Genomic DNA, 26,092 nt, shown 5'->3' with positions numbered 1-26,092 from the left:
TGAGATTAATCACTGTCATTGTTGTCGTTGCTGTCGTCGTTGTCATCGTCATAATCATCAAGGTCAACTTCGAGGACGATAATCTTCCCTGTGTAGGCATCGATTTCAACATCTGCTTCCCCGTTTTCACCTTCTATTTCCACTTCATAAATCATGCGTCCATCGTCTTCATCCAATTCAACGGACACGACAGTCCCGGGAAAATCTATTTCATTCAAGGCGATTCGCGAAGCTTCTTTGCCGCCAATCATGCCCTTGTCCTGATTGCTTTGTTTTGGCTGTTCTTTTTTAGCAGACTGTTCCTTGGAGGAGGATTGAGCTTCTTGTTTTTTAACATTCTTCTTTGTGTCTTGCTTGTTTTCAGCTGCCTGATCAGCATCTTCTTTTTCTTTTACTACAAGTTTATTATCCTCTTCTTTATCTGCCTTTTTATTTGTGAAGACAGTTTTTTCTTCAAGACTTAATACCTCGCCTGTTTCAGCATTCAGTGTCAGGTCATATGATTTATTTTCACCTTCTATTTCCACTTCATATACGGATTTATTAGTGGACTTATCCAGTTCTATTTCGGTAATGGTGCCAGGATATTGATCCTGTACCATTTGCTTAATATCGGTTGTAGACAGCGTATCTGCTTGTGAAGCATCAGAATGATAAAGTCCCAATCCCAGAATGGCTGCTGCGGCGACGGCACTGCCTGCCATAACCATTTTCTTTTTCATCGTTAAAACCTCCTTATTTGGCCTTGTATACCCATCATACCCATCAATTATGATAAAACGCTGAGTATCACATTAGAATTTGCTGAGAAAGAAGGTCACTTTTCAATAAGGGCTGGAAGTTCCAACGTAAATGTTGTCCCTTTACCAACTATGCTTGTTAACGTGAGATCGCCATCATGCGTCTGGGCAATCGTCTTGGCTATAGCCAGACCAAGACCAGTCCCGCCAGTTTCCCTGCTTCTCGCCTTATCAATCCGATAAAAGCGGTTGAAAACATCGGGTTGTGCCTTTTCTGGAATGCCTGGACCTTCATCGGCAATATCCACACAAGCCAAGTTGTGCTCTGTTCTTACTGTAACATGGATATCACCATCACTGTATTTAAAGGCGTTGTCAATCAAAATGTAGAAGATTTGCTGCAGCTGATCGTGTGAGCCTTTTACCAATACATGGTCATCTTGTTCGTTTAAGATAACGTCACGATTGTATGCTCTTTCGAACGTTTCGGCTGTCTCAGTGACGAGACTGGACAAATTGACATTCTCAAGTTCGTGGGTGCCTTTATTTTTGGCTAGTTCCAACATCTGTTCAACCAGCTTTTGCATGCGATCTGCTTCAGATTCAATTGTCTCGATCGACTCGATTAGCACATCCCTGTCATCATACCCGCGGCGTCGCACCATCTGAGCATAGCTCTTGATAATGGAAATTGGTGTTTTTAACTCATGGGACGCATCCGAAACAAACATTTCCTGCTTTTCAAAGTTCGCTTTCAGGTGTTCAATCATTTGATTGAATGTAGCTTCCATTTCGAAAAGTTCATCTTTGGAACGGTTGTTCACTTCAATCTTTTGCCACTCGGATTCCTTACTGTTCGTCTGCATTGTTCTTGTCAGAGCTCTGATTGGGCTAAGCAGAAAACGTGCGAGCATGAGCCCGGCCACATACGTCGGGATTAGCATGAGCAGTGAGGCAGCAATCAGCACGTATAGCAATGTGTTCATATTTTCTTTTAGCGCGTTTAAGTGCCGTGTCACCTCTAGAGTTACAATATCACCGTTTGTCCAAATAATTGGTTTGGCAACGGTAGCCGTATAAAGACCGTTCCCTCTTGAAGTCACATAATGCTTCTCTCCCCGGCTAAATTCAGGAGGGATATCGGTGTACTCGCTTTCACGTGTAAGCGACCCCAATAGGAGGGATTCATCTTCTTGCACAACCCGAATCATACCGTCCTGAGGCAAATAGGCACGGAGCAACTTTTTTTCAGAAATATTCGGGTCGTCATTCAGCCGTCTGACAATCGTATTGGTTTGTTCCACAAGCTCATCCAGTTCACTTTCAGCAGTGATTTTGTAAAATAAATAATAAACCGATGTATTAATCAATAAAAGCAATATGAGCATGAAAAGACTTGAGAACAGTTGGATCTTCGTTCGCAGCTTCATTAAGCATGATCCTTTATGGAATAGCCGACGCCACGGACAGTTTGAATGCATGGATAGTCAAAACCATTGTCAATCTTTTGGCGTAAATATCGGATATAGACATCAACGACATTTGTATCGCCGAAATAATCATACCCCCACACATGTTCAATCAACTGTTCACGTGTCAAGACAATGTTTTTATTTTGGGCCAGACATGCCAGCAGATCAAATTCACGCGGCGTCAGCTGAATAGCCTGGCCTGCCCGCTGAACTTCATGCGCATCCAAATTAATTTCCATGTCACAAACCTTAATCACATTCCCCTGGGTAATAGCTTCTTTCACAGGCTGACGCAAGTGAACACGAATTCGTGCCAGCAGTTCTTCAATTTGAAATGGCTTAGTGATATAATCATTGGCTCCGTGATCAAGTCCGCTCACTTTATCATGAACCTGGTCACGGGCTGTCAGGAGGATAATAGGTGTCGCTTCATCTGTGCGGCGCACCCGGCGCAGCACTTCAAGGCCGCTCAGCTCTGGCAGCATAATGTCCAGAAGAACGAGATCCCATTGACCTTCCTCCACCTGCCTCAATGCGTCCTTCCCATTATCCACCACTGTCGTTTCATAGTTTTCATAGTCCAATTCAAGCTGCAGCAAACGGCTGAGCTTTCGTTCGTCTTCCACTATTAATATCTGGGCCTTCCCCATAACAACACCTGCTTACTTTCAATATCGTTTAATGTTACTATACCAAAAGACAGCCCAAAAGTGGTACCTGTCAATCAAAGAAGTTGCAATCATTGCCAGTCTTTGTTCATAATAAGAGTTTGTCAGTACATCACGAAAAAAAAACGAGCAGATCTTTCACTTAAAATCGGGGAGTGATGTTGATGTTAGCATTGGATCATATCGTCATCGCAGGAAAGAATGCGGAAGACGCAAGCTCGCGCTATGGCAATCAATTTTCCATTAAAGCCATAAAAGGCGGCGAGCATACAAATTGGGGCACATACAATTACCTTTCATTTTTTGCCAATACGAGTTATATGGAGTGGCTGGGTATTCAAGATAAAGAAACAGCAAGAGCATCAGACAATCCATTGATACAGCACCTTGTTCATATGCTGGATCATGATCGTCCCGGTCCATTTCAAGTCGCCCTCAGAACCAAACAAATGGATAAATTAATCGATCACTTTGAGAAGCAAAACATTCCTTATCAAGGGCCTTTCTCAGGGGAACGTGAGAAACCGGATGGCAGTATGCTCAAATGGCGCATGCTCTTCCCTGAATATGATTACACAAAGGAAATGCTGCCTTTTCTCATTGAATGGGGGTCACCTGCTGATTATCAGGCATCCACAAGCCTGTTAAATCCACAAGCCATTACGAAAATCAATATGGGGTGGTTTGACAAAGACACATTCGCACGCATTTACAACCTCAAGCCACGTAAATTATACAACCATTTGCCACTGGCCAACACAAAGCTGTATTTCCCCCAAGACGGCCAGTTGACATTTGACCTTGTCTAGAACTTTAGAAGTCATAGAGAGGCTGGGACAAAACAAATTAATTAAACATAAAACCCGAACAAATCCATTTTCTATGGATATTTGTTCGGGTTTTATGATTTAGCGGAGGGAAAACACGGAGACTCCAGCGGGAGGACAAGCCTCGGTCAGACCCCGGAGCGCGGTATAGGGGAAGGAAGGCTAAAACCGCGACGTCCTGTCGCAACGCCTTCATGACCCACATCCTGCGGGCCCGAGTCTCAGCAGGCCCGCGGCAAAGAAGACACTGTGAAAGTGAACTTCTTGAACAGATGTCGCACTTGAGCTGTGATAAAGTTAAAGCGCAGTGCTTTCCCGGAGCGGCCTCACAAGCGCGTGGTCACCATCGGTTTGTGTATGCTCGAGATTGTTATCAACCTATCTCAATTTTTCATCCAAGCTGCTGATGCAGGAATTCGGTTACGGATTCGGGCGTTTTTGTGTGCGCGCTATGCTGGTGGGCTTTCTTTTCTCCATTTTGGAATATGAGCATACTCGGAATCCCCATCACTTCATATTCTTCCGCCAGACCTTTAACCTCATCTGTATTCACTTCATACCAGTCATACTGCTTAAATTCACTCATGACATCATCGATGAACATGTCCATGCGCTTGCAATCAGGGCACCAGTCAGCGAAGAATTTTATAATAACCGGTTTATCCGATTGGATGATCTCATCAAATTGTTCCCGTGTTTGAATATGTTCCATGTAAAACACCTCTTTAGTTATGATACCCTCATTGTATCGAAGTTTTACCTGGATGTCGTTATAGATGCTTATCCTCTGCCATTTATCCTTCAGCTTTATATTCCAGCCTACCTAACAAGAAGGCTCCCAAAAGACCAATCGCAAAAGCCGCAATACTTGCCACCATTAATGACACATCATCTGCCCACCCAGGAAAGACAATCACTAGGGAGCCGATGACAAAACCGATCACCAGTGCGAATGTCCCTGTCCGGTAACGCTCTAAAAAGAAACGAATCAGCCGGCTCATAACGACAATGCCGATAGCCACTCCAATCCCTGTTGCAAATAAAACATCTAATTGAAAGTCTTTGAGTCCGGTAATCACAGTCGAATAGGCACCTATAACAAGAAGGATCATTGAACCGCTGATCCCCGGAAGAATCATCGCAGCACTGGCTATGAAACCTGCCATAAACAAGTAAATATACGAGCCCGTTGTCCCCACGTCCAAAGGTGCACCTTCTGTCGTGTCCAAAAATTCAATTGAGCCGATCGCAACTGCTCCAATAATCAAAAGCAAAACATGACGGCTTTTGAATGTATGGCGGGCATCCGATTGCTGCAGCAAGAAGGGGATAACGCCCAAAATAAGTCCCAGAAAAAAGAAATGCAGCGGTCCCGGATAATGCTCCAAAAGCCAATGGATCACTTTACTTAACAGTAAAACCGCACCTGCAACCCCGATCCCCAGAGGAATCAGGAAACCTAGCTGTTTCTTCCAGTCCTTACTTAAAAAACCATTGATTGCAGCGATCAGCCGGTCATAAATCCCAAGAGTAATGCTATTGTTCCGCCACTGACCCCTGGCACAAGGTCACTTGCTCCCATCAAAATGCCCCGGTATATATTCTTCCATTCCATAGACAATAAACTCCTTCAACATCGTTAGATCAAAAACATAAGAATATCATATCAAAAAAAACCATTCTTTTATACTGACTTTTAAACTAGTCACGATCCCTCAATAAATTCAAGCTCAGGAAGCCATTGTGACATGTGCTGTTTGATGGCTTTATAATGATCTTCTGCACCAGCAAGATCAGCTTCTGTAAGCTGATACATCGGGGTCACTTCATAGTCATTATCATTTTTAAACTTTACAAACGTAGGCATAAAAGCAGGATTGGTCACTTCGATCGTTTCTTGCTCACCTTCAACTGTTTTTTTAATCGTCATTTGGGCGATTCCGCCAATGCGCTGGTAAAGGTCATACTGGCCGGATAAGAAGTTACCAAGGGAATAGACAGCTAGTGTTTTCTCTCCATTTTCCCCTGTCACCCACTCCATTGGCTGCAGAACATGTGGGTGATGGCCCAGAACGATATCCACCCCTTGATCCGCTGCAAACTGAACCAGTTGTTTCTGGCTGTCACTCGGCATACGTTCATATTCATTGCCGAAATGCAGACTTAATACGACAACATCCGCCTGCTCTTTGGCTCTCGCGGTGTCTTTTGCAATAGCCTCTTGGTCGATCACGTTTACCAGATAATCCTTTCCACCTGGAGTCGGAATGCCATTTGTGCCATAGGTGTAGGCTAAAAATGCAATCGAAATGCCGGCATCGGTTTCCATAATACGCAATTGCTCGCTGTCAGATTCATCTTTATAAGCGCCTGTGTACATCATATCGATGGTTTCCCAGTGCTGGATGGCGCTTTGAATGGCTTCTTCCCCTCGATCCAAGGTATGATTATTTGCAATTGATACAACGTCCACACCCACTTCTTTTAATGTATCACCGAATGCTTGTGGGGTATTGAACCGGGGATATGTTGACAAGCCCAATTTTTCGCCACCAATCATTGTTTCCTGATTGGCAAAAGTGATCGTTGCATCACCTAAGAAGGGTTTTACGTTTTCCAGCATCGGCATAAAATCAAACCCTTTGGTTGCCCGTGCATCATCGTAGACCCTTTTATGAATGAGCATATCACCTACTGCTGAAAGTGTTATTTCTGTTTCAATTTTATCCGGCTCATCAGGCTCCGGCTGAGATTCCGACGGTATGTTGCTAGGATCTTTCTTCCCAGAAGAGCCTTGTTCACCTTGTGCATTCTCCTTGGGCGGGTCTGCTTCTTCCGTCTCAGAGCAAGCAGCCAGAAGCAAAACAACAATTAAAATGCCAGCCAATTGTAGCCATACTTTTTATACATAATCACGAGACCTCTCTTTGATGTTCTTTATGCCCATTAGACGTGTCGTTTGAAAAAACGTTTCTTTTAACCCAGGTCTCGTCATCTTTGTTATAAGCGTTCTATAATGGTCGCATTGGCAGTTCCCATGCCTTCACAGATGGCGAGAAGCCCGTAACGCCCACCTCTTCGCTCTAATTCATACAATAACGAGACAAGCAATTTTGTACCAGTAGCACCCAGCGGATGGCCGAGCGCAATCGCACCGCCATTGACATTTAATTTGGCCGGATCTGCTCCTGTGTCAGCCAGCCATGCAAGCGGAACAGAAGCAAAAGCTTCATTCACCTCATACAGGTCGATATCTTCAATGTCGAGTCCCGTACGTTTGAGCACCTGCTCTGTCGCAGCTATTGGACCTGTCAGCATAAGCGTTGGGTCAGAACCGACAACTGTTCGAGCGACAATGCGCGCTTTAGGCGTTAAGCCCAATTCATCCGCTTTTTCACGGGACATGACAAGAACTGCACTGGCCCCATCACTCATTTGACTGGCATTGCCAGCTGTGATTTTACCGTCTTCTTTAAAAACAGGCCGTAAATTTCCAAGCGCAGCTAAAGATGTGTCATTTCTTGGACCTTCATCCGCACTGAAGTCATTCACACCGACCATTTCACCATTGAAATATCCTGCTTTCATGGCGTTGAGCGCCCGTTCATGACTTGAATAGGCATAGGCATCAAGTTCTGTCCTGGAAAGGTTCCACTTGTCAGCAATTTTCTCTGCCGAAATACCCTGATTGACGATCTCATATTGATCTGTTAGCAAGGGACTCGACTTTGCCAGGTTTGACCCCATTGAACTGCGTGTCATACTTTCTACACCACCTGCGATCACGATGTCCATATCACCTGAAGCAATTGCCTGTGCGGCAAAGTGGACAGCTTGCTGACTGGAACCGCACTGCCTGTCAATTGTTACGCCAGGCACATGTACGGGGAAGCCAGCGATTAAAGACGCTGCTCTGGCAATATTGCCGCCTTGTTCTCCTATTTGTGTCACACAACCCATAATGACATCTTCTACATCTTGTTTGCCCACACCTGTCCGTTTTATAAGTTCTTTTAAAATCAATGCAGCCAAGTCATCCGGCCGCCAATCCGCAAGGGCACCTTTCCGTTTCGCAACAGGTGTCCGGCATCCATCTATAATTACAACTTCCCGCATCACGATCCACCCCTCTCTTTATTACCTATTAGTATACATGGAGTGAAATGAATTTTAAATAACATGTTTAGCGTATCTCTTTAAGTGGAACACCTATATATAACCTATTCTATTTAAAAGCGGGTGAGATTATGGCTAAAGCACAATATCAACCTACAAAAAACAAACAACTTTCAGACGCACAGGAAGTCCACTACGCACGAGAGTTTAAGCATGCGGACATCGCAGCAGGCTACCGGCGCGAACGTGTTAAAGATGCCAAAAGTGAAAACAGATAAGCACATATGACCCACTTAAGTACACCACTCCAGGTGATGGAGTGGTGTTTTTTGTGTTATGATCTGGTCATAGTTCTACATTATTGAAACTAATTTGAATGTAATCCGTAGAAGGTAAGCGATACAGAAATGGGGGAGCAAAGATGACACAAACAGCGATGGAATTAATGAAGGTCAACAAAACCATCGGCAGCAAACACATTATTAAAGATCTGTCTTTTACAATCAACAAAGGGGAAGTATTTGGTTTTATCGGCCCAAACGGTGCTGGCAAAACAACGACAATCCGTATGATGGTCGGGTTAATGAAAATTTCTGAAGGTGACGTGCGAATCCTTGGAAAAAGCATTAAAACAAATTTTAAGGAAGCCATCCGTGAAGTTGGTGCGATTGTCGAAAATCCTGAACTTTACCCGTTTATGAGCGGCTGGCAAAATCTAAAACATTTCGCCCGTATGATCCCAGGCATTACAGATGAAAGAATTATGGACGTTGTGCGGCTGCTGGGCATGGAAAAGCCGATTAAAGAAAAGGTCGGACGCTACTCACTGGGGATGCGACAACGACTCGGGATAGCCCAGGCACTATTGCATAAACCATCCATCTTGATTCTCGATGAACCAACAAATGGACTTGACCCGGCTGGTATACGCGAGATTCGTAAATACATCAGAAGGCTGGCAGAGGAAGAAGAGGTTGCTGTTATTATTTCCAGTCACCTGCTATCGGAAATTGAACTCATGTGTGATCGCATCGGCATCATTAAAAATGGTGAAATGATTACAACACAATATGTTCAGGGTGAGGAAGAAAACGCACAGAAGACGTTTTCTCTTGAGGTTCTTCCCACTGAACAAGCGTTGGAACTGTTGAGAACGGATTTGGAACTGGAGACAAACGTAAAAGATGGCTTACTCTCCTTCAATTGCGAGAAAGACCGGATGCCCGTAATCATAAAAAAGCTTGTAGCAAACGACATCGATATCTACCAGGTGAACATGTCAAACGGGTCACTGGAAGATAAATTCTTTGATTTGATTGGGGAGAATACGATTGAGTAGATTTTTTAAAATGATGTTCAATGAAGAATTCAAAATATACATACGTAAATCCACTTGGGTGATGTATATCTTACTTGCACTCATCATCCTCGCATCTGGGGTCATAACGAAAGTTTTTGCTGATCTGGATACAGAATACACTGGTGACGACTGGCGGCAAGTGATGCAGGAAGAAAATGAACAACTTCATAAGGAAAACGAAGAATACCAGAAAAAATTAGAAGAAAATGAAGATGCCTTTATTATCGGTCCGGATATGAGCCGGGTCGCCAAGAATAACTATCACCTTGAGAACGATGTTCAGCCGGAAGGGTACGGGGCGATGCAGTTCGTGCTTGAGAACAAAGCGCTGTCCTCTCTTGTAAGCTTGTTAACGATTATCGTAGCAGCAGGAATTGTGGCGAATGAATTCAGGTGGGGAACGATTAAACTCTTACTGATCAGGCCGATCTCACGCAGCCAGGTTTTATTATCAAAATACGCCTCGGTTCTGTTATTCGCATTTTTCACTCTGATATTTGTGCTCGTATTTTCATTCCTGGTCGGTGCTGTCTTATTTGGCCTAAACGGGCTGAGCCCCGAAATTGTAGTCCCTGTTGATATCATGGCAATGGATTCAGAGTTTAAAGAGATTAATGTGTTTACCAGTATTTTATCAGGTTACGGCTTCAAGCTGATTAATCTCGTGATGATGGGCACGTTCGCTTTTATGATCTCCTCTGTATTCAGAAACAGTGCGCTTGCGATTGGAACAGCAGTCTTTCTCATGTTTTCCGGGAACACACTGGTTATGTTCCTGTCTGATTACAACTGGGCAAAATATATCCTGTTTGCCAATACAAACCTGGAAATCTATGAAAAAGGCGGCCACATTCCCTTTGAAGGCATGTCGCTTGGCTTTTCAATCACGGTGCTCCTCGTCTATTACGTCATCTTCCTGGCATTGTCTTGGACGTTTTTCACGAAACGCGACGTAGCAGGACAGTAAGTTAATTGGTATGATCGAGTAGGAGGGGGTGACTAACCCCCGACCTCTCACACCACCGTACGTACGGTTCCGTATACGGCGGTTTCATATAAGTCCAACGCAACGTTTGATATCGTTTAAGCAGACTCTTAAGCCCTTGGATTGACCAGTATTGGTCACCAAGGGCTTTATGCAAGATGGGGCTTTTGGCAATCCGCCAATAAGCCTTTCTTGTGTTGGCCCATTCCCACGCTTTCTCTTTCTTCACGCCGTATTTCACAAGATTCTTGTACTTCGTTTTGACTAGCTTCCATTCTTTCCACCTAATCATTCGCAGTCTTCTTCGAATCCAGGCATCCAGTTTGTTGAATGTGGTTGGCGTTTCTGCCAGTTGATAATAACCAAGCCAGCCCACCAAATATCGATTGAGTTTCTCGATTCTATCTGTCATATTCATGGATTTTCTTCTGGATGTAAGAGCCCGGACACGTTGTTTGAAGCGTTTGATACTCTCTTTGGGTATCCGGATTTTCGGGTGATCTTTGTGAAACGTGAAGGAAAACCCCAGAAATTTACGTCTCCATGGGCGATCCACCGCACTTTTCTCTACGTTGACCTTCAGCTTGAGTTTACTTTCAATAAATTGTGTAATATTTTCCATTACACGCAACCCTGCACGTCTTGATTTGACGTATATATTACAGTCGTCCGCATAGCGGACGAAACGGAGTCCTCTTTTCTCCAATTCCTTGTCCAACTCATCTAAGACGATATTGGAAAGTAGTGGACTGAGCGGACCACCTTGCGGAGCTCCTTCTGTATTAGGACGCACTAAACCCTCTTCCATAATACCTGCCTGCAGGTATCTTCGAATCAGCTTCAATAGATGTGGGTCCTCAATACGTTTGTTCAATGTGCGCATCAAACGATCGTGGTTGACTTTATCGAAGAATTTCTCTAGGTCCATGTCAACGACCCAACGGTAGCCTTCTTTCATGTATTGCCTTGCTTCTCTTACGGCATCATGTCCTCGCTTGTTTGGTCTAAATCCATAACTGTGTTTCGAGAACGTTGAGTCGTATTCTTCAGTGAGAACTTGTGCAATTGCTTGTTGGATGAATCTATCCAACACGGTTGGGATGCCTAACTTCCTCTTCCCGCCGTTTGGTTTCGGGATTTCGACACGACGGACAGGTTGAGGACGATAAGACCCCTCTTGGATTTCTTTTCGCAGGCTTGTCCAATGTTTCATGACATGCGCTCGTAGGTTTTGTACGGGCATTCCATCTACACCATGACTGCCTTTATTACGTTCAACGCGTTTTAGTGCGTTTATTAAGTTTTCCCGTGATAGAATTCGATCCAACATGATATCCAACTCCTGCGTGAATTGTTCTCTCCTCTTGTGTGGCAATCACTTTCAGCCCTTCTAATGTCCCCCACGGAATTCACCGTTTCCTCCATTAGGAAGGATATATGTTTCTGCTTCATCAAGTGTTGCGTACGCGAAGCGACAATTCTCCTTAAATGATTCAGCCCTTCATGGGAACTCTAGATATCCCCATTACTATGGCGTCTGCTGACTTCTGACAGTTCAGTGAGTACTTACGTACTCAGTTACACAATGGGTTGTGCATTTCTGCCAGACCTCCCAGGGTAAGCACACACCCTTCCTCCCCATGTCCCCGCTTCATCTACTTTATGCACCCTTTGGCAGTATGGGTTTTGGCTTGTTGTGCAGCCTCGTCCAAGTACATCTAGCCTTATGAAGTTCGTGTTCCTCGGGCGGAGATTTGCCGCAGACTTCCTTCAGATTCCAGATTTCTCTGGACACCCTTGTCCTTGGCTAATCGCTACTACTGCCTTCACGATTCGGGACTTTAACCCTATAGAGTGTGCGCATGCCTGGCACACACAAAAGGAACCAGTGCAAACACACTCGGTTCCTTTTTCTTTGATTTCTTTATTAAAACTGGGATTATGACATTGCAAATGCTTTGATGCGTGCTTCAATTTGATCTCGGACGTCTTGGAAAGCACACCATTTTTCAGCCTCTGTGCCTGTGGCTTTGGCAGGGTCCGGAAACCCCCAGTGCGCTTTGTTGACATGTGGCGGTGTCATTGGACAGTTGTCTTTTGCGTCGCCGCATAAGGTTACGACAAGCTCTACCTGCTGTAAAATATCCGGATGGATAACAGACGATGCTTGACGAGATATATCCACATCCTTCTCAGCCATGACCTTAACGGCTTTCGGATTTAAACCGTGTGCCTCAATCCCGGCACTTCTCACGTCCCACTCTTCCCCAAGATATTTTTTGCCAAATCCTTCTGCCATCTGGCTTCGACAAGAATTTCCAGTGCACAAAAAATATATAATCGGTTTATGCGTCATAGAACCCCCTCCTTAAAACATCAGCATTGTGATATACAAACCGGCAAGTGTTATAAACAAGGTCGGTATCGTCAGGATGATGCCGACTTTGAAATAATATCCCCAAGAGATATACACGCCTTTTGTTTTCAAAACATGCAACCATAATAGTGTCGCCAGCGATCCAATCGGAGTGATTTTCGGACCAAGGTCACTACCGATCACGTTCGCATATATCAACGCGTCTTTCATTGTGCCAGTCGTTTGTGTATCCGCAATCGCAAGGGCATCAATCATCACTGTCGGCATATTATTCATAATGGATGACAGAATGGCGGCAAGAAAGCCCATCAGCATAGTGCCGGCAAATAACCCTCCAGAGACTCCGTATTCAATGACTTGGGCGAGCAAATCCGTTAAGCCGGCATTGCGCAGACCGTAGACGACTACATACATTCCCACTGAAAAAAACACAATGGCCCATGGTGCGTTTCTGACCACCTGTGCTGTCTGGACAGCAGGGCTATTCTGAGCGAGCAGCAGAAATATAATGGCCACAGCTCCAGCAATAACTGAAACCGGTACTGCAATAAATTCACTGGCAAAGTAACCTGCAAGCAGCACCCCTAAAACGACCCATGACAGACGAAACATCCGCAGATCACGTATAGCTTCTTGCGGGTTTTTCAGCTCTTTGGCATCATAATTATTCGGAATATCTTTCCGGAAAAAGAGATATAGTACCGTAATACTTGCGATAAGTGAAAACAGATTTGGAATGATCATACGTGATGCATATTCCAGAAAACCGATATCAAAAAAGTCTGCAGAGACGATATTCACAAGATTACTCACGATAAACGGCAAAGAAGTCGTATCGGCGATAAAACCACTTGCCATGATATACGGTAAGATAAGTGCATCTTTGAATTTTAGTGCGCGCACCATCGCAAGAACGATAGGTGTCAGAATAAGTGCCGCACCATCGTTGGCGAATAAAGCCGCAACAACGGCACCAAGTAAAGATATGTAAATAAACATGCGTAGACCGTGCCCATTAGCCATACGTGCCATATGAAGGGCTGCCCATTCAAAAAACCCGATGTCATCCAAAATTAGAGAAATAATGATGATGGCCACAAAAGCAAGGGTGGCATTCCAAACAATACCCGTCACATCAACAACATCTCCAATTGTCACAACATTAAACAACAACGCAATGATCGCCCCGCCGATTGCAGTATAGCCGATACCAAGACCTTTGGGCTGCCATATAATTAAAACGAGTGTAATAATGAATATTCCCAGTGCTAAAAAAGTCATGCTATCCAAAACGAAATCCCCCTGGTTGTTATGTCTTTGCTTGGTTGAAGCGTTTATCAGTCAGCATTGAGCATTTGTTTCCATCTTTTCAATCTGACGCTCACTTTCAGGCACCTCATTCAGCAGAACGGTGAGCACTTGGTGCAATGGGCTTGATTGATTCATTTGGTAATAGATCCACTGCCCGCGACGCTCTTCTATAATAAGACCGCCTTCTCTAAGTTTTTTCAGATGCTGACTAATGGCGGGCTGCGTCATTTCAAGGGCAGCTGTTAATTCACATACACAGCACTCCTGCCTTTGCAACAGCTTCATAATCGACAGACGCGCATCAGAACTCAGCAGTTTAAACAACATAATAATTTCATCCCTAGAAGGTTTCGTTTCCAGCATCACTTCACCCCAATATATAAGCATTTGCTTATATATCGTATAAAAATTTACCGCTCAATGCAAGAATTTGCACTGAGCAGCTTCTATTTGTTCAAACCATGTTTTTCTCGAAGTGGCTGAGGTGCTTTTTTAACAATATATTGCAGGATCCAGGCTGCAACAGCGACATCATCCAGGAAGCCAAATACAAAAAGCCAGTCCGGTATAATGTCAAAGGGGAATATGGCATATCCCGCAATCAACAAAATGGATATAACCTTTTTAAACAGACCCACTTCCCCGGATTTGAAATAGTCGATTAAAAACGGCACAGACTTATGAAACCGAAGCAAAAACCATACCCGTTTAAACCACCTTCGCATCCCTGTCACTCTCCTTTACCAAAAACTTTTTTCCATAACTTACTGCTTTTTTAGTTATAACACTAAGGAACAATTGACACAAACTGCGACGTATAGAAAACTCGTTCTGGCTGTTAAGTGAAAAGACAAGTCAATGTGCGTGACAAGCGTAGGGTGATTTCCGCTACGGACAGTTCGCTTTCCGCGGGCATGGCCCATAGCCGTCAAGCTAAGAAAAAAGTAGTATAGCGCAATGAAAATACAAACATATTTTTCCAGCCTATTTCATATTCTTTTTGGGTGCTTGCTTTCATCTTTACATTTTTACTTACGCGGCACGGAAGTGCTCCTTATATGCAATGTTTAAGACATCAAAAGGACTTTTATGTCGACAACGGTGATCTTTCCTTCCATGCCGGTATATGTTCTGGTAAATATTATCAATTAGAGCTTTCAAAGAAGAAAGGTGATAGAGTGAATACCCCTTCGTCTCTACTATTGCGTTTCTCGCATGGTTGATACATTTGTACTCACTCCCTTCTAGTTGATACCTTTCGTAAAGGCTGTAACGACACTGAAAAGTTATCATCGATGAAAGAAGAATATGAATTAAAGTCCCATACAAATGACAGTAAAAGCGGTCAGTATTCATTGCCTGCACATCATCAATTTCAAATAGTGATTTCCATGTTTTAAAGAGAATCTCCACTTGCCAACGCAAGGAATAGATAGGATACAAGGTTTGCTCATCCATTTCTTCTTGTGTTATATTTGTGGCAAGGATTTGGATATGATTCTTCTTGTTGGCGGATTGGGTATACCCCCCTTTCCGTCTTCTTTCTTTTAAATAGGTATCTCTCTGTTTTTGTTGCTCCTCAGTTAACCGTTGTACGACTACACGTGCATGGAATGTGTTTTTTCCCTTAACACCTAATTGAACGAACCCATAATCCTTTATCTCGCCTGGGGCTAGGTGCATAGCATCTTCTTCAGGCTTTATTTGGATTTTTCGTTGCTTGTCATCCAAAGTCCAATAGGTCATATTGGCAGGAACGCGAGTAATATAAAAGCCTCCGGCTTGATCTATTTTTTTAAAGTGTTCTCCCGAGAAATAGCCGAGGTCACGCAGGACAAGGTCCCCTTCTTCTATTGTATCTGCCAATTCTTCAGCAGCATCGTGATCACTGTCTCTCGGTCCATAGAACAACGTATGCAAAAAATTCCCTTGATACAGCTCATACTCTAATTGGATTTTTACTCCATCCCAATAGCTCGGGGATTTCTTCTTTACTTGAAAGGACGTGCCATCTAAGATGCGGATCCGAGAAAATGGATAATCAGATGGAGAAGGTAACGACAACATCTGTTGTTTCTCCGCTAACTGCATAAAAACCTGCTTTAAAAAAGCTACTCCTTTCTCGTCTAATCGTTGATGTAAGGCTTGTTTAGATATGGATATGTCTGATTCACGAGAAAGGGAGGCACAGAGTTGCCCTAATCCCTCCGTACCAACTTTTTCATGTAAGAAGGCACATATACTTAAGAAATCTTCCGGCTTGATCTTCTTCAATCGTTGTACGAAACCTGTTTCTTGAGCAACATTGCGAAGTTCAGATATTGATAAAATATCGAGCACACTTTTCACAAACGAGTCAAAATAATATTGCTTAGCCATCCGTAATACCTCCAAATTATTCCATTTATAATGTCAGAATAACGGATAACTTTTTGGGTTTTAAAATATCCTGCTTAGCTTGACGGCTATGGGGCATGGCCTCAGCCTCCTCGTTCGCAAAGACCGCTCACTGCGGGGTCTTCGGACTCATGCTATTCCCGCAGGAGTCGACTGTCCTTCGCTTCAATCACCCTATTTAATAATATGGCTTGGACTGCTCTGTACATAATTGCATTTGAACCATTACACTCTCTCAATCAGTCCTGTCCTGCATTAACATTGCGTCTCGTTCCTGTAGTATAACTTTTTCGCTTTAAATACACCTAATTTTTATCGTGGAAAATTACGTGCTCAATTAAAATGTATAATACTTATTTTCACCGATCTCCGGGAAAACACGGAGACTCCTATGGGAGCAAAAGCCTCGGTGAGACCCCACAGCGCGCAGCGCGAGGAGGCTCAGCAGCGCCCATGGAAAGCGCAGTGTTTTCCCGGAGATCGGTGGACGAGGCAGTCATAACGTCCTCGCTTAGTTCACAGTCTACGGATATTGTGCTCAAGTAACAAGTTGAATGAAAAAGGAGTTAAAAAAACGGCAAAAGCACATGAATGTCTTTTGCCGTTTTTAAGTTGGTTAGTTTGTTTTCGCTTTTTTAGCGGCTTTTTCACGTTCGTTTTTGTTCAGAATCTTTTTGCGCAGACGAACGGTTTCTGGTGTAACTTCACAATATTCGTCGTCGTCAAGATACTGCAGAGCTTCTTCAAGTGACATTTTACGTGTTGACTTGATAGTGGCTGTTTGATCTTTGGTTGCAGAACGAACGTTGGTTAAATGCTTTTCTTTTGTAATATTAACGGTCAAATCATTTTCCCGGTTATGTTCGCCAACAATCATGCCTGAGTAAATCTCTGTACCAGGTTCAACAAAAATGACACCACGGTCTTCAAGCTGCATGATACCGTAAGTGGAAGCCTTCCCCTTTTCAAGCGCAACGAGTACACCCTGACGTCTGCCGCCGACCTGACCTTTAACAACCGGCTCATACGCATCAAACGTGTGGTTTAAGATACCATAACCTCTTGTATGAGACATGAACTCTGTTGTGTAGCCGATTAAGCCGCGTGATGGCACCTTGAATTCGAGACGGACCTGGCCATTTCCCTGATTGACCATGTCGAGCATTTCCCCTTTTCTTTCACCAAGGGTTTCCATGACAGCACCTGTGTATTCTTCAGGCACGTCGACCTGTACGCGCTCCATTGGCTCACATAGAACACCGTCGACCTCTTTAAGAATAACTTTCGGTTTCGACAGCTGCAACTCATAGCCTTCACGGCGCATATTCTCAATTAATATGGACAAATGTAATTCACCACGGCCGGAAACGATCCATGCGTCAGGTGATTCTGTCGGATCTACCCGCAGACTGACATCTGTCTCAAGCTGTGTCATTAAACGTTCCTCAATTTTACGAGAGGTTAAATATTTACCTTCGCGACCGGCAAACGGACTGTTGTTCACAAGAAAAGTCATTTGCAGGGTTGGTTCATCAATTCTGAGCATCGGAAGCGGTTCCGGATGATCTGCCGGACAAACTGTTTCTCCAACGTTGATGTCTTCAAGCCCTGCAACGGCAATTATATCGCCAGCCTTGGCTTCTTGGATTTCCGTCCGTTTCAATCCGATAAACCCAAACAATTTACTGATTCGGAATGACTTGGTTGTGCCGTCTTTTTTCAACAATACAACCTGCTGCCCGACACTGATCTTACCGCGGAAGACACGACCAATGCCGACACGGCCGACATATTCGTTGTAATCCAGCAAGGTAATCTGAAATTGCAACGGTTCCTCATGGTTGTCCGGAGGTGCTGGTATATGATCAAGGATAGTTGTGAAAATCGGATCCATTGATTCCGTCTGTGCTTCGATCTCCGGTTCATATGACGATGTGCCGTTCAATGCTGACGTGTATACAACTGGGAATTCCAACTGTTCATCGTCTGCTCCGAGTTCAATAAACAAATCAAGTACTTCATCAATGACTTCTTCAGGACGAGCGTTTGGACGGTCTACTTTGTTCAGCACCACAACAGGGGTTAATTTCTGTTCAAGCGCTTTTTTAAGCACAAAGCGGGTTTGCGGCATGGTGCCTTCATAGGCGTCGACAACGAGCAATACGCCGTCAACCATTTTCATAATCCGTTCAACTTCGCCGCCAAAATCTGCGTGTCCTGGAGTATCAAGAATATTAATCGTTGTATCTTTATAATGAATCGCTGTGTTTTTGGCCAAAATCGTAATGCCGCGTTCCCGTTCAATGTCTCCGGAGTCCATGGCACGTTCATCGACGTGTTCATTTGCCCGGAAGGTCCCGGAATATTTCAGCAGCTGGTCGACCAATGTCGTTTTTCCGTGGTCAACGTGTGCGATAATGGCGATATTGCGAATGTCTTCTCTTAATTGCATTCAAGTACGCTCCTTCGTGTAAAACTTGCACTAAAACCATCCAATTATATCACAATGATATAGACATTTCAAGAGCCATTAATTTTATCACTTGGATGATGTTTATGCAGTGTAATCGTGAACGCTGCTCCTCCCAATTCAGATTGTCCAGCTGTGATCTTGCCCCCGGACTGTTCCACGATGGCACGGGCAATCGACAACCCGAGACCGGTCTCACCTGTTTTCCCTTTGACAAACCGCTGGAAAATATGCTGAATGAGGTCTTCTGGTATACCTTCTCCGTCATCTTCAATCGTAATCCATACGTCTTCTTCTGACTTGGAAAGCGTCAGTCGAACGTGAGCTTTTCCATGTCGAATGCCATTGGTTAACAGATTTAATAGGGCCCTGAGAAACTTCTCACCGTCCACATAGATCGTTGTCTCAGTGTCTGCATAAAGCTGAACATCTATTCCTTGCTCATGGGCGAGCGGTTTGGTCCGGTCGATCGCCTGGACGAGTAATTCTTTTACATCTACAAGATCTTGTTCATAAATGGATGGCTCGCTATCCAGCTTGGCCAATAAAATCATTTCATTAATAATCTTCTTCAGCCGCTTTACTTCCATAACCATCACATCAAGACCCTTTTCCGTATCTGTTTCATCAAAAATACCATCACGGATTCCCTCTGCATAACCTTGAATGGACATCAGCGGGGTCTTCAGCTCATGACTCGCATTTTGGAAAAACGCCTGCTGGGAGGCCATATACTTATGAAGTGCATCAGCCATGTCATGGACGCTGTTCTCAACCTCTTTTATTTCCCCTGTGGCTTCAATGGGTTTAATCTCGTCAAACTGACGCTTTTCAATTTTCTTCAGTTCGAGCTTGAGTTTTGTAAGCGGCGTAACAAGCTTGTTGGTTAAGTAATAACTCAAAGCAATAGCCACAGCAGCACCAATGAGAAATACTATCATAAGCTGTTCAATAAAATTTTGCTGAACAGCTTGAAGATCTGTCATCGGTGTAAGCAAAATCAGTTCAAGACCTGATTCCGCCGGATAAAACCGGATGCGCGATGTGACAAATGTGCTTCCGTCGTAGGTCCACAGCGTTTCCTCAGAGGCTTGAATGTCATTATTTGAAACCACGCCCTGCGCCACTTCCCTTGGCAGTGAGGTATAAAGGATGCGGTTATACGTTCGGTCATATAAAAATAGCTGCAAGTCCTGGGATTCCAAAAAATCGCTGAAGGCCTGTACATTACGACTGTCATACTGCTGATTCAAAATATTAACGAGTATTTCGCCCTTTTGCTTCAACTGTCTTTGTTCATCTTCCACAAGCGTATCAAGAATCATTGAATAAATAACAAATCCAGTCACTGTCAAGATCACGAGGAGCAATGTGGTAAAAGCCAGATTCAACTGATATTTCAATTTCACAGGCTAGTCCTCTTCGCTTCTGAGCCGGTACCCGTAACCCCACACCGTTTCAAGTGTCACCTCAGGAAGCTTCTTGCGCAGCCGTTTCACAAGATCATCCACAGCCCGGTCGCTTCCAAAGTAATCAGACCCCCACACCTTATATAGCAATTCTTCCCTAGAATAGGCCCTGTTGGGATGTTCAGCAAACAATGTGAGCAAATCAAACTCTTTTGTTGTCATTTCGATCTCTTCATCGTACCAAAACACCAGTCGTTCGTTTAAATCAATGACCAAAGGACCAGCGGAAACTTTTTCTCCTTCAGAATCTGATGAAGAAGCAGTTGCCTGGGTGCGTTTAAATAATCGTTTGACCCGCGCGACAAGTTCTCTCGGACTGAACGGCTTAGTCATATAGTCGTCCCCGCCCAGTTCAAGACCAAGGATTTTGTCAATTTCTTCGTCTTTAGCGGATATAATAATAATGGGAATTTCACTGGACTGCCGAACGCGTTTGCAAAACTCATAGCCATCCATACCCGGCAGCATAATATCGAGTATCCACATATCAGGGGGATTCGTTTCCCACAGGGTCCATGCCGCTTCTGCCGATTGTGACAGACTGACGTCAAAGCCCTCCTTCTTTAGATAGGCAGACACGATGTTTCCAATGTTTGGATCATCTTCAACGATGCCAATTTGTTTTTTCATCGTACGAATCCTCCTGTATTGTCGTTTCTTCTATTTTTACACAACTTTACAACCCCCGACAACAAAAAGGCGTTTCCATCGTTTTTACATATTTATACCAAAGGCGTGCCAAATGTTTTAGATATCATGAAATGTGTAATAAAGAAAGTGGGAGTGATTAAATATGGATTATAACGATGATCAAGAAAACAAAAACAACAGATCTCAGAGGGACGACTTCAGCCATCCAACTGATAATTATAACGAACATAATTCAGAAGAAACGCGCACAGAGGAATCAACAACGGAAGCTCAAAATGAACAATCAGCACCTGATCGGGAAACGGTTTATGTCAGCAACCGCCCCCAAAAGCCTCAAAAAAAGAAATCGGGTGCAGGGGCCGGGTTCTTTGGCGGTTTTGTCGGCGGGCTAGTTTCGGTAGCACTGGTACTGCTTCTGCTTATGAACAATTTAATTCCGGGAATCACCATTGCAGAACAAGGTACAGATAGCAACTCTGAATCGACTCAAACTTCGGGTTCAGACAAACCGAACATCGTTAAAACCGTCTCTGATGGCTCAGATGTAGCTTCAGGCGTCGATGAGGCAGCAGATGCTGTTGTCGGTGTCCTCAATTTACAGCAACAGGATATTTGGACACAAAGTCAAGAAGCAGGCACAGGATCTGGAATCATTTATAAGAAGGAAGACGGCAAAGCCTATGTTGTCACAAACGACCATGTCGTTGACAAAGCCGAAGAAGTGGAAGTCGTCCTTAATGACGAAAAACGCATCGATGCAAAGGTTCTTGGCACAGACAGTTTGACAGACCTTGCCATTCTGGAAATCGATGGCGCTCAAGTCGATACAGTGGCCAAAATTGGATCTTCCAGTAATCTGAAGGTTGGAGAGACGGTTCTTGCAATCGGAAACCCGCTCGGCATGGAATTCGCCAATTCATTGACCAAAGGCATTATCAGCGGCTTGAACAGATCTGTAAGTGTGGATACAAACGGAGACAGACAGCCTGACTGGGTCTCAGAAGTCATTCAGACAGACGCTGCCGTTAACCCTGGCAACAGCGGTGGTGCACTTGTCAATGAAAAAGGCGAAGTTATCGGTATTAACTCCATGAAAATTGCCCAGCAAACAGTGGAAGGCATGAGTTTCGCCATTCCAATAGATACAGCACTGCCTATCATGGAACAGCTTGAAACAAAAGGTGAAGTTGCCCGGCCATTTATCGGTATTTCGATGGTTCCGATCAACCAGGTACCAGCCCAATACCGCGGTAATATCCAACTTCCCGAAGATATGGAAAGCGGAGTTGTGATTGCACAGGTTCAGAAAGGTTCCCCTGCTGCAAAAGCAGATCTTCAGCAGTTTGATGTGATTACCAAGATCGGTGGCAACGATGTTAAAAATGTAGTGGATCTGCGCACCTATCTATACAGAGAAACCAACATTGGTGACACTGTTAAGATGGAGGTTTACCGTAATGGCAAACCAGAAAACGTTGAACTGAAATTAGATCAACGCCAGGAATAATCCGGCAGTCACAAACAGACTGCTTCCTCCCTGGCAGTCTGTTTTTTATATATAACAGAACAAAAGCGGAAACGCCTTGCTCACCCCCGAAAATCATAAGCAAGAACGTGTAGTGGCGGTCTTTGCCACGAAACGTTCTTGCTTATGACTCGAGGGGGTAGGCGTTGGAGCTGGACGTGGCCTTTGGCAATGTTTATGAACAGCTCGGATATTTTATAATTTCCTAAGCAAATTAAAAAAGCATTTCTCGTTTGAAAGCGAGAAATGCTTTATTTTTTAGCCACCGAAAAACAGGTCAAATATATTGCTGCCAGTTGAGCTATTGCGGTTATAGAATTCCGAGTAACCACAGTTTTCACAGTAAACTACTGTGAATTGATTATGCTGGACATCGAACATTTTTGAAAGTCCTGATCCTGTCATGGACACATCCTTTGTGCCTGCTTCTGTACTGCCGCATTTGATGCAGCCTTTTTGTTCATTCATATGTTTATTCCCCCTTTGTTCTTTTACGGATAAAGATGGGGGCAGGTTCCAAATTTAAGCTACCGATGTTTGTCATAATCCTCTTCATATTTCTTATGGTTAGGGGTGACACCGGAGTAATCCCCCTCAATGTCAGACGAGAGGAACTCCTCAGGGTTCTCTGTGCCCCCTGTTTCTTCATCACTGTTTGGATACATCTCATCATAGTCTTCTTTGTCCTCGTAGAAATCGGAAGGTGTTTCACTTGTTCCGTACCTGGCGACTTCCTGCCAAGCATCCTCTGCATCATATTCCACCTGCTCTTCTTCAATCTCAGGGTTGATGTTAGGACTGATCACCTCTTCTTCCACAGGACGGCTGCTTTCATAAATGGTGTCACCAGCATGGTCTACACAAGTTAAAGCAGTGGGGACAGCCTCTAGTCTTTCATAAGGGATGTCTTTTCCGCATACGGCACAAACCCCATAAGTGCCTTTGTCTATTGCCTGCAGTGCTTCATCAATTTGTTCCAATTCAGTTTCTGCATGTTCATTAAGAGCGAGATCTTTTTGCTGTTCGAACAACTCTGTTCCGTGATCACCTGGGTGGTTATCATAGTTGGATAATTCGCCCGTTGTTTCTTTGTTCTGCTCATACGGTTTTCCGAAATGGTCCTCTAACTGTTCCTGCAGTTCTTTTTTGCGTTTCTGCAGTCGTTGCTTGCTTTCAGTTAATTGTTCTTTAGTTAACATGAAAATCAGCCTCCATTATAAAGCGTCGTTGCTAGTCCTACTATTTGCCAGTCGCTCAAAATAATGCGTTACTTCTGTTGCCAAATCATATCAATATGCGGAATATCATCCTCTATATACACGTCTGAAATTTGTTCAAAACCAAGTGATTCGTAAAAGCCTTGCAAGTACTTTTGTGCTTGAAGTTTAATCGTTTGTTCCTGCCATTCGCTTGTAATATAAGTGATGGCTTTGTTCATAATAGATCTGGCATATCCCTTTCCCCTGAACGGTTGTGTTACAAGTACCCTTCCAATAGATGCTTCGGCATATCGGCTGTTTGACGGAAGCAGGCGAACATATACCGCAATGCGCCCGTTTTCTTCAGAATAGAGGTGAAGTGCCGGCTGATCATAATCGTCCAGTTCAGGGTATGGACATGTTTGCTCCACGACAAACACATCTGTCCTCGCCTTCATGATTTTGTATAATTCACTTGTCGTCAATTCTTCAAATGTCTTCAAATGCCATTCCATATCATCACGCCTTTTTTTCGTTAATTTTAGCAAACATATTGTCACGTGTCATTATACCCGCTATGCTTAAGAAAGATATTGCATCTTTATAAAAAGGAGCGGGTCTATTTGGTAAAAATCACGAAAGATACGGTTATTGGATTTATTGGAACAGGCGTGATGGGAAAATCAATGGCAGAGCATCTTCTGGAAGATGGTTATCCAATACATATCTATACCCGTACACAAGAAAAGGCAAAACCTTTATTGAATAAAGGGCTGTATGGCAGCCTTCTGTTCGCGAATTGGCAGAGAAAGTTGACGTTCTGATTACGATGGTTGGATATCCATCTGATGTGGAGTCCGTCTATTTTGGTAAAGAAGGCATTTTGGCACATGCCAAAAAAGACGCTTATTTAATCGACATGACAACTTCAAAGCCTGCTCTGGCTGAAGCTATTTTTCAACAGGCAAAAGAACGAGGGTGTCACGCGATTGATGCGCCCGTTTCAGGTGGAGATATTGGTGCAAGAAATGGGAAGCTTTCCATAATGGCTGGTGGGGAGCGGGAAGATTTCGAGACGATTCTTCCGCTGTTTCAATTAATGGGAGAAAATATTATTCACCAAGGGAAATCCGGTGCGGGCCAACACACTAAGCTCTGTAATCAGATCACCATTGCATCAAACATGATTGGTGTCTGTGAAGCCATTGTTTATGCAAAGAAGGCGGGCCTTGACCCTACTCGCGTACTGGACAGCATCACAACAGGGGCAGCCGGGAGCTGGTCGTTGTCAAACCTGGCACCGCGCATGATTAAAGGCGACGATGCTCCAGGATTTTATGTCAAACATTTTATCAAGGACATGACCATCGCCATTGAATCGGCACGTGAAATGGGTCTGGCAACCCCCGGACTGGAGTTATCGCTTGATTTATACAAGCAATTGGCTGAACTTGGCGAGGAAGACAGCGGCACACAAGCATTGATTAAATTATTTGAGATGTGATCGTTTTTCACTGTTCAATTGATCGATTTTTTGCTGGACGGTGAATGCGAGATCGTCATTACCAAAAAGCTGAAGCGCGCCTATAACGGTCTCGTTCGAAATAGGGTCAGATTCTTTTCGGGGAATCGTAAGTTCAAGGGCCTCGGTCAAAGCGTTATTATTAGGCTGGTGCGGGTAGGCCGCTTTGTATAGTGCCTCTGGATCGAGGTCATTATTGATACACCACTGGGCATAAATCAGAATCATCATCTTCTCGTCGTTTTGATAGTTTTCAATAATATGATTTTCCCTTGATTGATCATTCATATTTATTCCCTCGCTTTCTTAGTGAAAACACCCACATAAAGGTCAGAGCCTGCTGGAGGTCGAGCGGCAGCGCATTCTGCATTTTTTGATCCACGTCCTTTTTAAACACACCCATACCATTTTCATACATAAAACCATGTTCTGTGGCAAGTTGCTGGAACTCCCATGGCATCATTGTATTACAAATAACCGATTGGCCTTCCAGCCTGGGATAACTGTGCCGCCGAGGGGCAGCTGTCGGGCCGAGAATACCGGCGAATAAGCGTCCCTCTGACTTTAAAACTCGTGCAATTTCATTCAGAGCGTGCAGCGGTTGTTCCGTCCACTCAAGCACGTTGATGCACATGATCGCATCGAACGTTTCCGGTTCAAAGGGCAAGTCATTCACATCCCCTTGCTGAAATGCGATATCTTCATGTGATTGAGTTGCCAGACGCACCATTTCAGATGAAAGGTCCATTCCTGTTACCTTGTAGCCTGATTGATGCAATTTATATGAACCATAACCGTCCCCTGCACCGATATCGAGCATTTTTTCATCTGATTGGGAGTGTTTTTTTATAAACGGAATGATGTCTTTTCTGCTTCCGTGATCCCACATCTGCTTGCTTCGCTCGTGCCAGGACGGGGCCATTTGATTCCAGGACTTTTCTGTTTGGTGGCGCCAGTTGAAGTTTGCTGTCATGCTTTTGGTCTCCTTTTTAGTTTCTGATTA

General features: G+C 44.1%; 27 protein-coding genes and 1 pseudogene. 6 read left to right on the top strand and 22 right to left on the bottom strand.

The annotated features are described in order from the left end of the window. Positions 1 to 5: 5 nt before the first annotated feature. The 3 genes from JNUCC1_RS10715 to JNUCC1_RS10705 form a co-directional block, all read right to left on the bottom strand. A complete protein-coding gene (locus tag JNUCC1_RS10715; RefSeq protein ID WP_156645536.1) occupies positions 6 to 722 on the bottom strand; it encodes a PepSY domain-containing protein in 717 nt (238 codons plus the stop codon). A 95-nt stretch (positions 723 to 817) separates the two neighbouring features. Then, positions 818 to 2,170: a HAMP domain-containing sensor histidine kinase gene (locus tag JNUCC1_RS10710; protein WP_156645535.1), complete on the bottom strand. Its 1,353-nt coding sequence runs from the start codon at positions 2,168 to 2,170 to the stop codon at positions 818 to 820. Continuing rightward, positions 2,170 to 2,862 carry a response regulator transcription factor gene (locus JNUCC1_RS10705; RefSeq protein ID WP_156645534.1) on the bottom strand — a complete coding sequence of 231 codons (693 nt, stop codon included), beginning with the start codon at positions 2,860 to 2,862 and terminating at the stop codon, positions 2,170 to 2,172. Before JNUCC1_RS10705 ends, JNUCC1_RS10710 begins: the two co-directional genes overlap by 1 nt. Before the next feature lie 182 nt (positions 2,863 to 3,044). Between JNUCC1_RS10705 and JNUCC1_RS10700 the strand changes: the two genes are divergently transcribed. Then, entirely contained in the window at positions 3,045 to 3,689 is a 645-nt protein-coding gene (locus JNUCC1_RS10700; protein WP_197431712.1) for a VOC family protein, read from the top strand. A 409-nt stretch (positions 3,690 to 4,098) separates the two neighbouring features. Here JNUCC1_RS10700 and JNUCC1_RS10695 read toward each other — a convergent pair whose 3' ends face one another. The 5 genes from JNUCC1_RS10695 to JNUCC1_RS10680 all read right to left on the bottom strand — a co-directional run bounded on the left by JNUCC1_RS10695 (position 4,099) and on the right by JNUCC1_RS10680 (position 7,823). Beyond that, a complete protein-coding gene (locus JNUCC1_RS10695; protein WP_156645532.1) occupies positions 4,099 to 4,419 on the bottom strand; it encodes a thioredoxin family protein in 321 nt (106 codons plus the stop codon). Between the two features lie 82 nt (positions 4,420 to 4,501). Then, entirely contained in the window at positions 4,502 to 5,230 is a 729-nt protein-coding gene (locus JNUCC1_RS10690; protein ID WP_331713880.1) for a DUF368 domain-containing protein, read from the bottom strand. After that, positions 5,215 to 5,322 carry an undecaprenyl phosphate translocase family protein gene (locus JNUCC1_RS19245; protein ID WP_331713746.1) on the bottom strand — a complete coding sequence of 36 codons (108 nt, stop codon included), beginning with the start codon at positions 5,320 to 5,322 and terminating at the stop codon, positions 5,215 to 5,217. Before JNUCC1_RS19245 ends, JNUCC1_RS10690 begins: the two co-directional genes overlap by 16 nt. A gap of 90 nt (positions 5,323 to 5,412) precedes the next feature. After that, positions 5,413 to 6,594, bottom strand: a complete 1,182-nt coding sequence (locus JNUCC1_RS10685) for a CapA family protein (protein ID WP_156645531.1) — start codon at positions 6,592 to 6,594, stop codon at positions 5,413 to 5,415. Positions 6,595 to 6,707: 113 nt separating this feature from the next. Next, positions 6,708 to 7,823, bottom strand: a complete 1,116-nt coding sequence (locus JNUCC1_RS10680; protein WP_156645530.1) for a thiolase family protein — start codon at positions 7,821 to 7,823, stop codon at positions 6,708 to 6,710. Positions 7,824 to 7,954: 131 nt separating this feature from the next. Between JNUCC1_RS10680 and JNUCC1_RS10675 the strand changes: the two genes are divergently transcribed. From JNUCC1_RS10675 to JNUCC1_RS10665, 3 genes are all read left to right on the top strand, one after another. Beyond that, the gene (locus JNUCC1_RS10675; RefSeq protein WP_156645529.1) at positions 7,955 to 8,101 is read left to right on the top strand and encodes a YfhE family protein; all 147 of its coding nucleotides are present in this window, start codon (positions 7,955 to 7,957) and stop codon (positions 8,099 to 8,101) included. Between the two features lie 143 nt (positions 8,102 to 8,244). Continuing rightward, on the top strand, positions 8,245 to 9,162 hold the full coding sequence (locus tag JNUCC1_RS10670; RefSeq protein ID WP_156645528.1) for an ABC transporter ATP-binding protein: 918 nt from the start codon (positions 8,245 to 8,247) through the stop codon (positions 9,160 to 9,162). Then, positions 9,155 to 10,150, top strand: a complete 996-nt coding sequence (locus JNUCC1_RS10665) for an ABC transporter permease (RefSeq protein ID WP_156645527.1) — start codon at positions 9,155 to 9,157, stop codon at positions 10,148 to 10,150. The genes JNUCC1_RS10670 and JNUCC1_RS10665 overlap by 8 nt, the downstream gene beginning before the upstream one ends. Before the next feature lies 1 nt (position 10,151). Here the strand turns inward: JNUCC1_RS10665 and ltrA are convergent, their stop codons facing one another. The 9 genes from ltrA to JNUCC1_RS10620 all read right to left on the bottom strand — a co-directional run bounded on the left by ltrA (position 10,152) and on the right by JNUCC1_RS10620 (position 20,822). After that, positions 10,152 to 11,498 carry a group II intron reverse transcriptase/maturase gene (gene ltrA, locus JNUCC1_RS10660; protein WP_156645526.1) on the bottom strand — a complete coding sequence of 449 codons (1,347 nt, stop codon included), beginning with the start codon at positions 11,496 to 11,498 and terminating at the stop codon, positions 10,152 to 10,154. A gap of 609 nt (positions 11,499 to 12,107) precedes the next feature. Continuing rightward, on the bottom strand, positions 12,108 to 12,524 hold the full coding sequence (arsC, locus tag JNUCC1_RS10655; protein WP_156645525.1) for an arsenate reductase (thioredoxin): 417 nt from the start codon (positions 12,522 to 12,524) through the stop codon (positions 12,108 to 12,110). Between the two features lie 12 nt (positions 12,525 to 12,536). Then, positions 12,537 to 13,826, bottom strand: coding sequence for an arsenic transporter (locus JNUCC1_RS10650; RefSeq protein WP_156647080.1), 1,290 nt, complete (start codon positions 13,824 to 13,826; stop codon positions 12,537 to 12,539). Positions 13,827 to 13,886: 60 nt separating this feature from the next. After that, positions 13,887 to 14,243, bottom strand: a complete 357-nt coding sequence (locus JNUCC1_RS10645; RefSeq protein WP_156645524.1) for an ArsR/SmtB family transcription factor — start codon at positions 14,241 to 14,243, stop codon at positions 13,887 to 13,889. A gap of 59 nt (positions 14,244 to 14,302) precedes the next feature. Then, positions 14,303 to 14,581, bottom strand: a complete 279-nt coding sequence (locus JNUCC1_RS10640; protein ID WP_156645523.1) for a YkvA family protein — start codon at positions 14,579 to 14,581, stop codon at positions 14,303 to 14,305. Positions 14,582 to 14,888: 307 nt separating this feature from the next. Further along, complete coding sequence (locus JNUCC1_RS10635; protein WP_156645522.1) at positions 14,889 to 16,235, bottom strand: IS4 family transposase; 1,347 nt, start codon at positions 16,233 to 16,235, stop codon at positions 14,889 to 14,891. 634 nt (positions 16,236 to 16,869) lie between these two features. Beyond that, complete coding sequence (gene typA, locus JNUCC1_RS10630) at positions 16,870 to 18,705, bottom strand: translational GTPase TypA (RefSeq protein ID WP_156645521.1); 1,836 nt, start codon at positions 18,703 to 18,705, stop codon at positions 16,870 to 16,872. Between the two features lie 68 nt (positions 18,706 to 18,773). Next, positions 18,774 to 20,132 (bottom strand): sensor histidine kinase, encoded by a 1,359-nt coding sequence (locus JNUCC1_RS10625; protein WP_331713745.1) that lies wholly within the window; start codon positions 20,130 to 20,132, stop codon positions 18,774 to 18,776. A gap of 3 nt (positions 20,133 to 20,135) precedes the next feature. Next, positions 20,136 to 20,822, bottom strand: a complete 687-nt coding sequence (locus JNUCC1_RS10620) for a response regulator transcription factor (protein WP_156645520.1) — start codon at positions 20,820 to 20,822, stop codon at positions 20,136 to 20,138. Between the two features lie 163 nt (positions 20,823 to 20,985). On the opposite strand from JNUCC1_RS10620, the gene JNUCC1_RS10615 reads away from it, so the two are divergent. Next, positions 20,986 to 22,350: a S1C family serine protease gene (locus JNUCC1_RS10615; RefSeq protein ID WP_156645519.1), complete on the top strand. Its 1,365-nt coding sequence runs from the start codon at positions 20,986 to 20,988 to the stop codon at positions 22,348 to 22,350. A 276-nt stretch (positions 22,351 to 22,626) separates the two neighbouring features. Here JNUCC1_RS10615 and JNUCC1_RS10610 read toward each other — a convergent pair whose 3' ends face one another. The 3 genes from JNUCC1_RS10610 to JNUCC1_RS10600 form a co-directional block, all read right to left on the bottom strand. Beyond that, entirely contained in the window at positions 22,627 to 22,836 is a 210-nt protein-coding gene (locus tag JNUCC1_RS10610) for a zinc ribbon domain-containing protein (protein ID WP_156645518.1), read from the bottom strand. A gap of 59 nt (positions 22,837 to 22,895) precedes the next feature. Continuing rightward, entirely contained in the window at positions 22,896 to 23,567 is a 672-nt protein-coding gene (locus JNUCC1_RS10605) for a TraR/DksA C4-type zinc finger protein (protein ID WP_156645517.1), read from the bottom strand. 68 nt (positions 23,568 to 23,635) lie between these two features. Then, positions 23,636 to 24,082: a GNAT family N-acetyltransferase gene (locus JNUCC1_RS10600; protein WP_156645516.1), complete on the bottom strand. Its 447-nt coding sequence runs from the start codon at positions 24,080 to 24,082 to the stop codon at positions 23,636 to 23,638. Positions 24,083 to 24,241: 159 nt separating this feature from the next. Between JNUCC1_RS10600 and JNUCC1_RS10595 the strand changes: the two are divergent. Then, positions 24,242 to 25,071: pseudogene (locus tag JNUCC1_RS10595) on the top strand (NAD(P)-dependent oxidoreductase). Here JNUCC1_RS10595 and JNUCC1_RS10590 read toward each other — a convergent pair. Next, the gene (locus JNUCC1_RS10590; protein WP_156645515.1) at positions 25,057 to 25,377 is read right to left on the bottom strand and encodes a hypothetical protein; all 321 of its coding nucleotides are present in this window, start codon (positions 25,375 to 25,377) and stop codon (positions 25,057 to 25,059) included. The pseudogene JNUCC1_RS10595 and the gene JNUCC1_RS10590 overlap by 15 nt on opposite strands. Next, entirely contained in the window at positions 25,370 to 26,062 is a 693-nt protein-coding gene (locus tag JNUCC1_RS10585) for a class I SAM-dependent methyltransferase (protein WP_156645514.1), read from the bottom strand. Before JNUCC1_RS10585 ends, JNUCC1_RS10590 begins: the two co-directional genes overlap by 8 nt. Positions 26,063 to 26,092 lie beyond the last annotated feature (30 nt).

Source organism: Lentibacillus sp. JNUCC-1 (genome assembly GCF_009741735.1).
GTDB lineage: Bacteria > Bacillota > Bacilli > Bacillales > Amphibacillaceae > Lentibacillus_B.
Note: the sequence above shows the minus strand (reverse complement) of the source record. Positions and strands in the feature narration are given on the sequence as shown.

What these genes read in the sequence shown, in the direction of transcription:
- JNUCC1_RS10715 (WP_156645536.1), bottom strand. Translation starts at nt 722, where the DNA reads ATGAAAAAGAAAATGGTTATGGCAGGCAGTGCCGTCGCCGCAGCAGCC.
- JNUCC1_RS10710 (WP_156645535.1), bottom strand. Translation starts at nt 2,170, where the DNA reads ATGAAGCTGCGAACGAAGATCCAACTGTTCTCAAGTCTTTTCATGCTC.
- arsC (WP_156645525.1), bottom strand. Translation starts at nt 12,524, where the DNA reads ATGACGCATAAACCGATTATATATTTTTTGTGCACTGGAAATTCTTGT.
- JNUCC1_RS10640 (WP_156645523.1), bottom strand. Translation starts at nt 14,581, where the DNA reads ATGCGAAGGTGGTTTAAACGGGTATGGTTTTTGCTTCGGTTTCATAAG.
- JNUCC1_RS10610 (WP_156645518.1), bottom strand. Translation starts at nt 22,836, where the DNA reads ATGAATGAACAAAAAGGCTGCATCAAATGCGGCAGTACAGAAGCAGGC.
- JNUCC1_RS10615 (WP_156645519.1), top strand. Translation starts at nt 20,986, where the DNA reads ATGGATTATAACGATGATCAAGAAAACAAAAACAACAGATCTCAGAGG.
- JNUCC1_RS10605 (WP_156645517.1), bottom strand. Translation starts at nt 23,567, where the DNA reads ATGTTAACTAAAGAACAATTAACTGAAAGCAAGCAACGACTGCAGAAA.
- JNUCC1_RS10675 (WP_156645529.1), top strand. Translation starts at nt 7,955, where the DNA reads ATGGCTAAAGCACAATATCAACCTACAAAAAACAAACAACTTTCAGAC.
- JNUCC1_RS10650 (WP_156647080.1), bottom strand. Translation starts at nt 13,826, where the DNA reads ATGACTTTTTTAGCACTGGGAATATTCATTATTACACTCGTTTTAATT.
- ltrA (WP_156645526.1), bottom strand. Translation starts at nt 11,498, where the DNA reads ATGTTGGATCGAATTCTATCACGGGAAAACTTAATAAACGCACTAAAA.
- JNUCC1_RS10645 (WP_156645524.1), bottom strand. Translation starts at nt 14,243, where the DNA reads ATGCTTATATATTGGGGTGAAGTGATGCTGGAAACGAAACCTTCTAGG.
- JNUCC1_RS10635 (WP_156645522.1), bottom strand. Translation starts at nt 16,235, where the DNA reads ATGGCTAAGCAATATTATTTTGACTCGTTTGTGAAAAGTGTGCTCGAT.
- JNUCC1_RS10705 (WP_156645534.1), bottom strand. Translation starts at nt 2,862, where the DNA reads ATGGGGAAGGCCCAGATATTAATAGTGGAAGACGAACGAAAGCTCAGC.
- JNUCC1_RS10700 (WP_197431712.1), top strand. Translation starts at nt 3,045, where the DNA reads ATGTTAGCATTGGATCATATCGTCATCGCAGGAAAGAATGCGGAAGAC.
- JNUCC1_RS10590 (WP_156645515.1), bottom strand. Translation starts at nt 25,377, where the DNA reads ATGAATGATCAATCAAGGGAAAATCATATTATTGAAAACTATCAAAAC.
- JNUCC1_RS19245 (WP_331713746.1), bottom strand. Translation starts at nt 5,322, where the DNA reads ATGGAATGGAAGAATATATACCGGGGCATTTTGATGGGAGCAAGTGAC.
- JNUCC1_RS10695 (WP_156645532.1), bottom strand. Translation starts at nt 4,419, where the DNA reads ATGGAACATATTCAAACACGGGAACAATTTGATGAGATCATCCAATCG.
- typA (WP_156645521.1), bottom strand. Translation starts at nt 18,705, where the DNA reads ATGCAATTAAGAGAAGACATTCGCAATATCGCCATTATCGCACACGTT.
- JNUCC1_RS10585 (WP_156645514.1), bottom strand. Translation starts at nt 26,062, where the DNA reads ATGACAGCAAACTTCAACTGGCGCCACCAAACAGAAAAGTCCTGGAAT.
- JNUCC1_RS10620 (WP_156645520.1), bottom strand. Translation starts at nt 20,822, where the DNA reads ATGAAAAAACAAATTGGCATCGTTGAAGATGATCCAAACATTGGAAAC.
- JNUCC1_RS10600 (WP_156645516.1), bottom strand. Translation starts at nt 24,082, where the DNA reads ATGGAATGGCATTTGAAGACATTTGAAGAATTGACGACAAGTGAATTA.
- JNUCC1_RS10680 (WP_156645530.1), bottom strand. Translation starts at nt 7,823, where the DNA reads ATGCGGGAAGTTGTAATTATAGATGGATGCCGGACACCTGTTGCGAAA.
- JNUCC1_RS10670 (WP_156645528.1), top strand. Translation starts at nt 8,245, where the DNA reads ATGACACAAACAGCGATGGAATTAATGAAGGTCAACAAAACCATCGGC.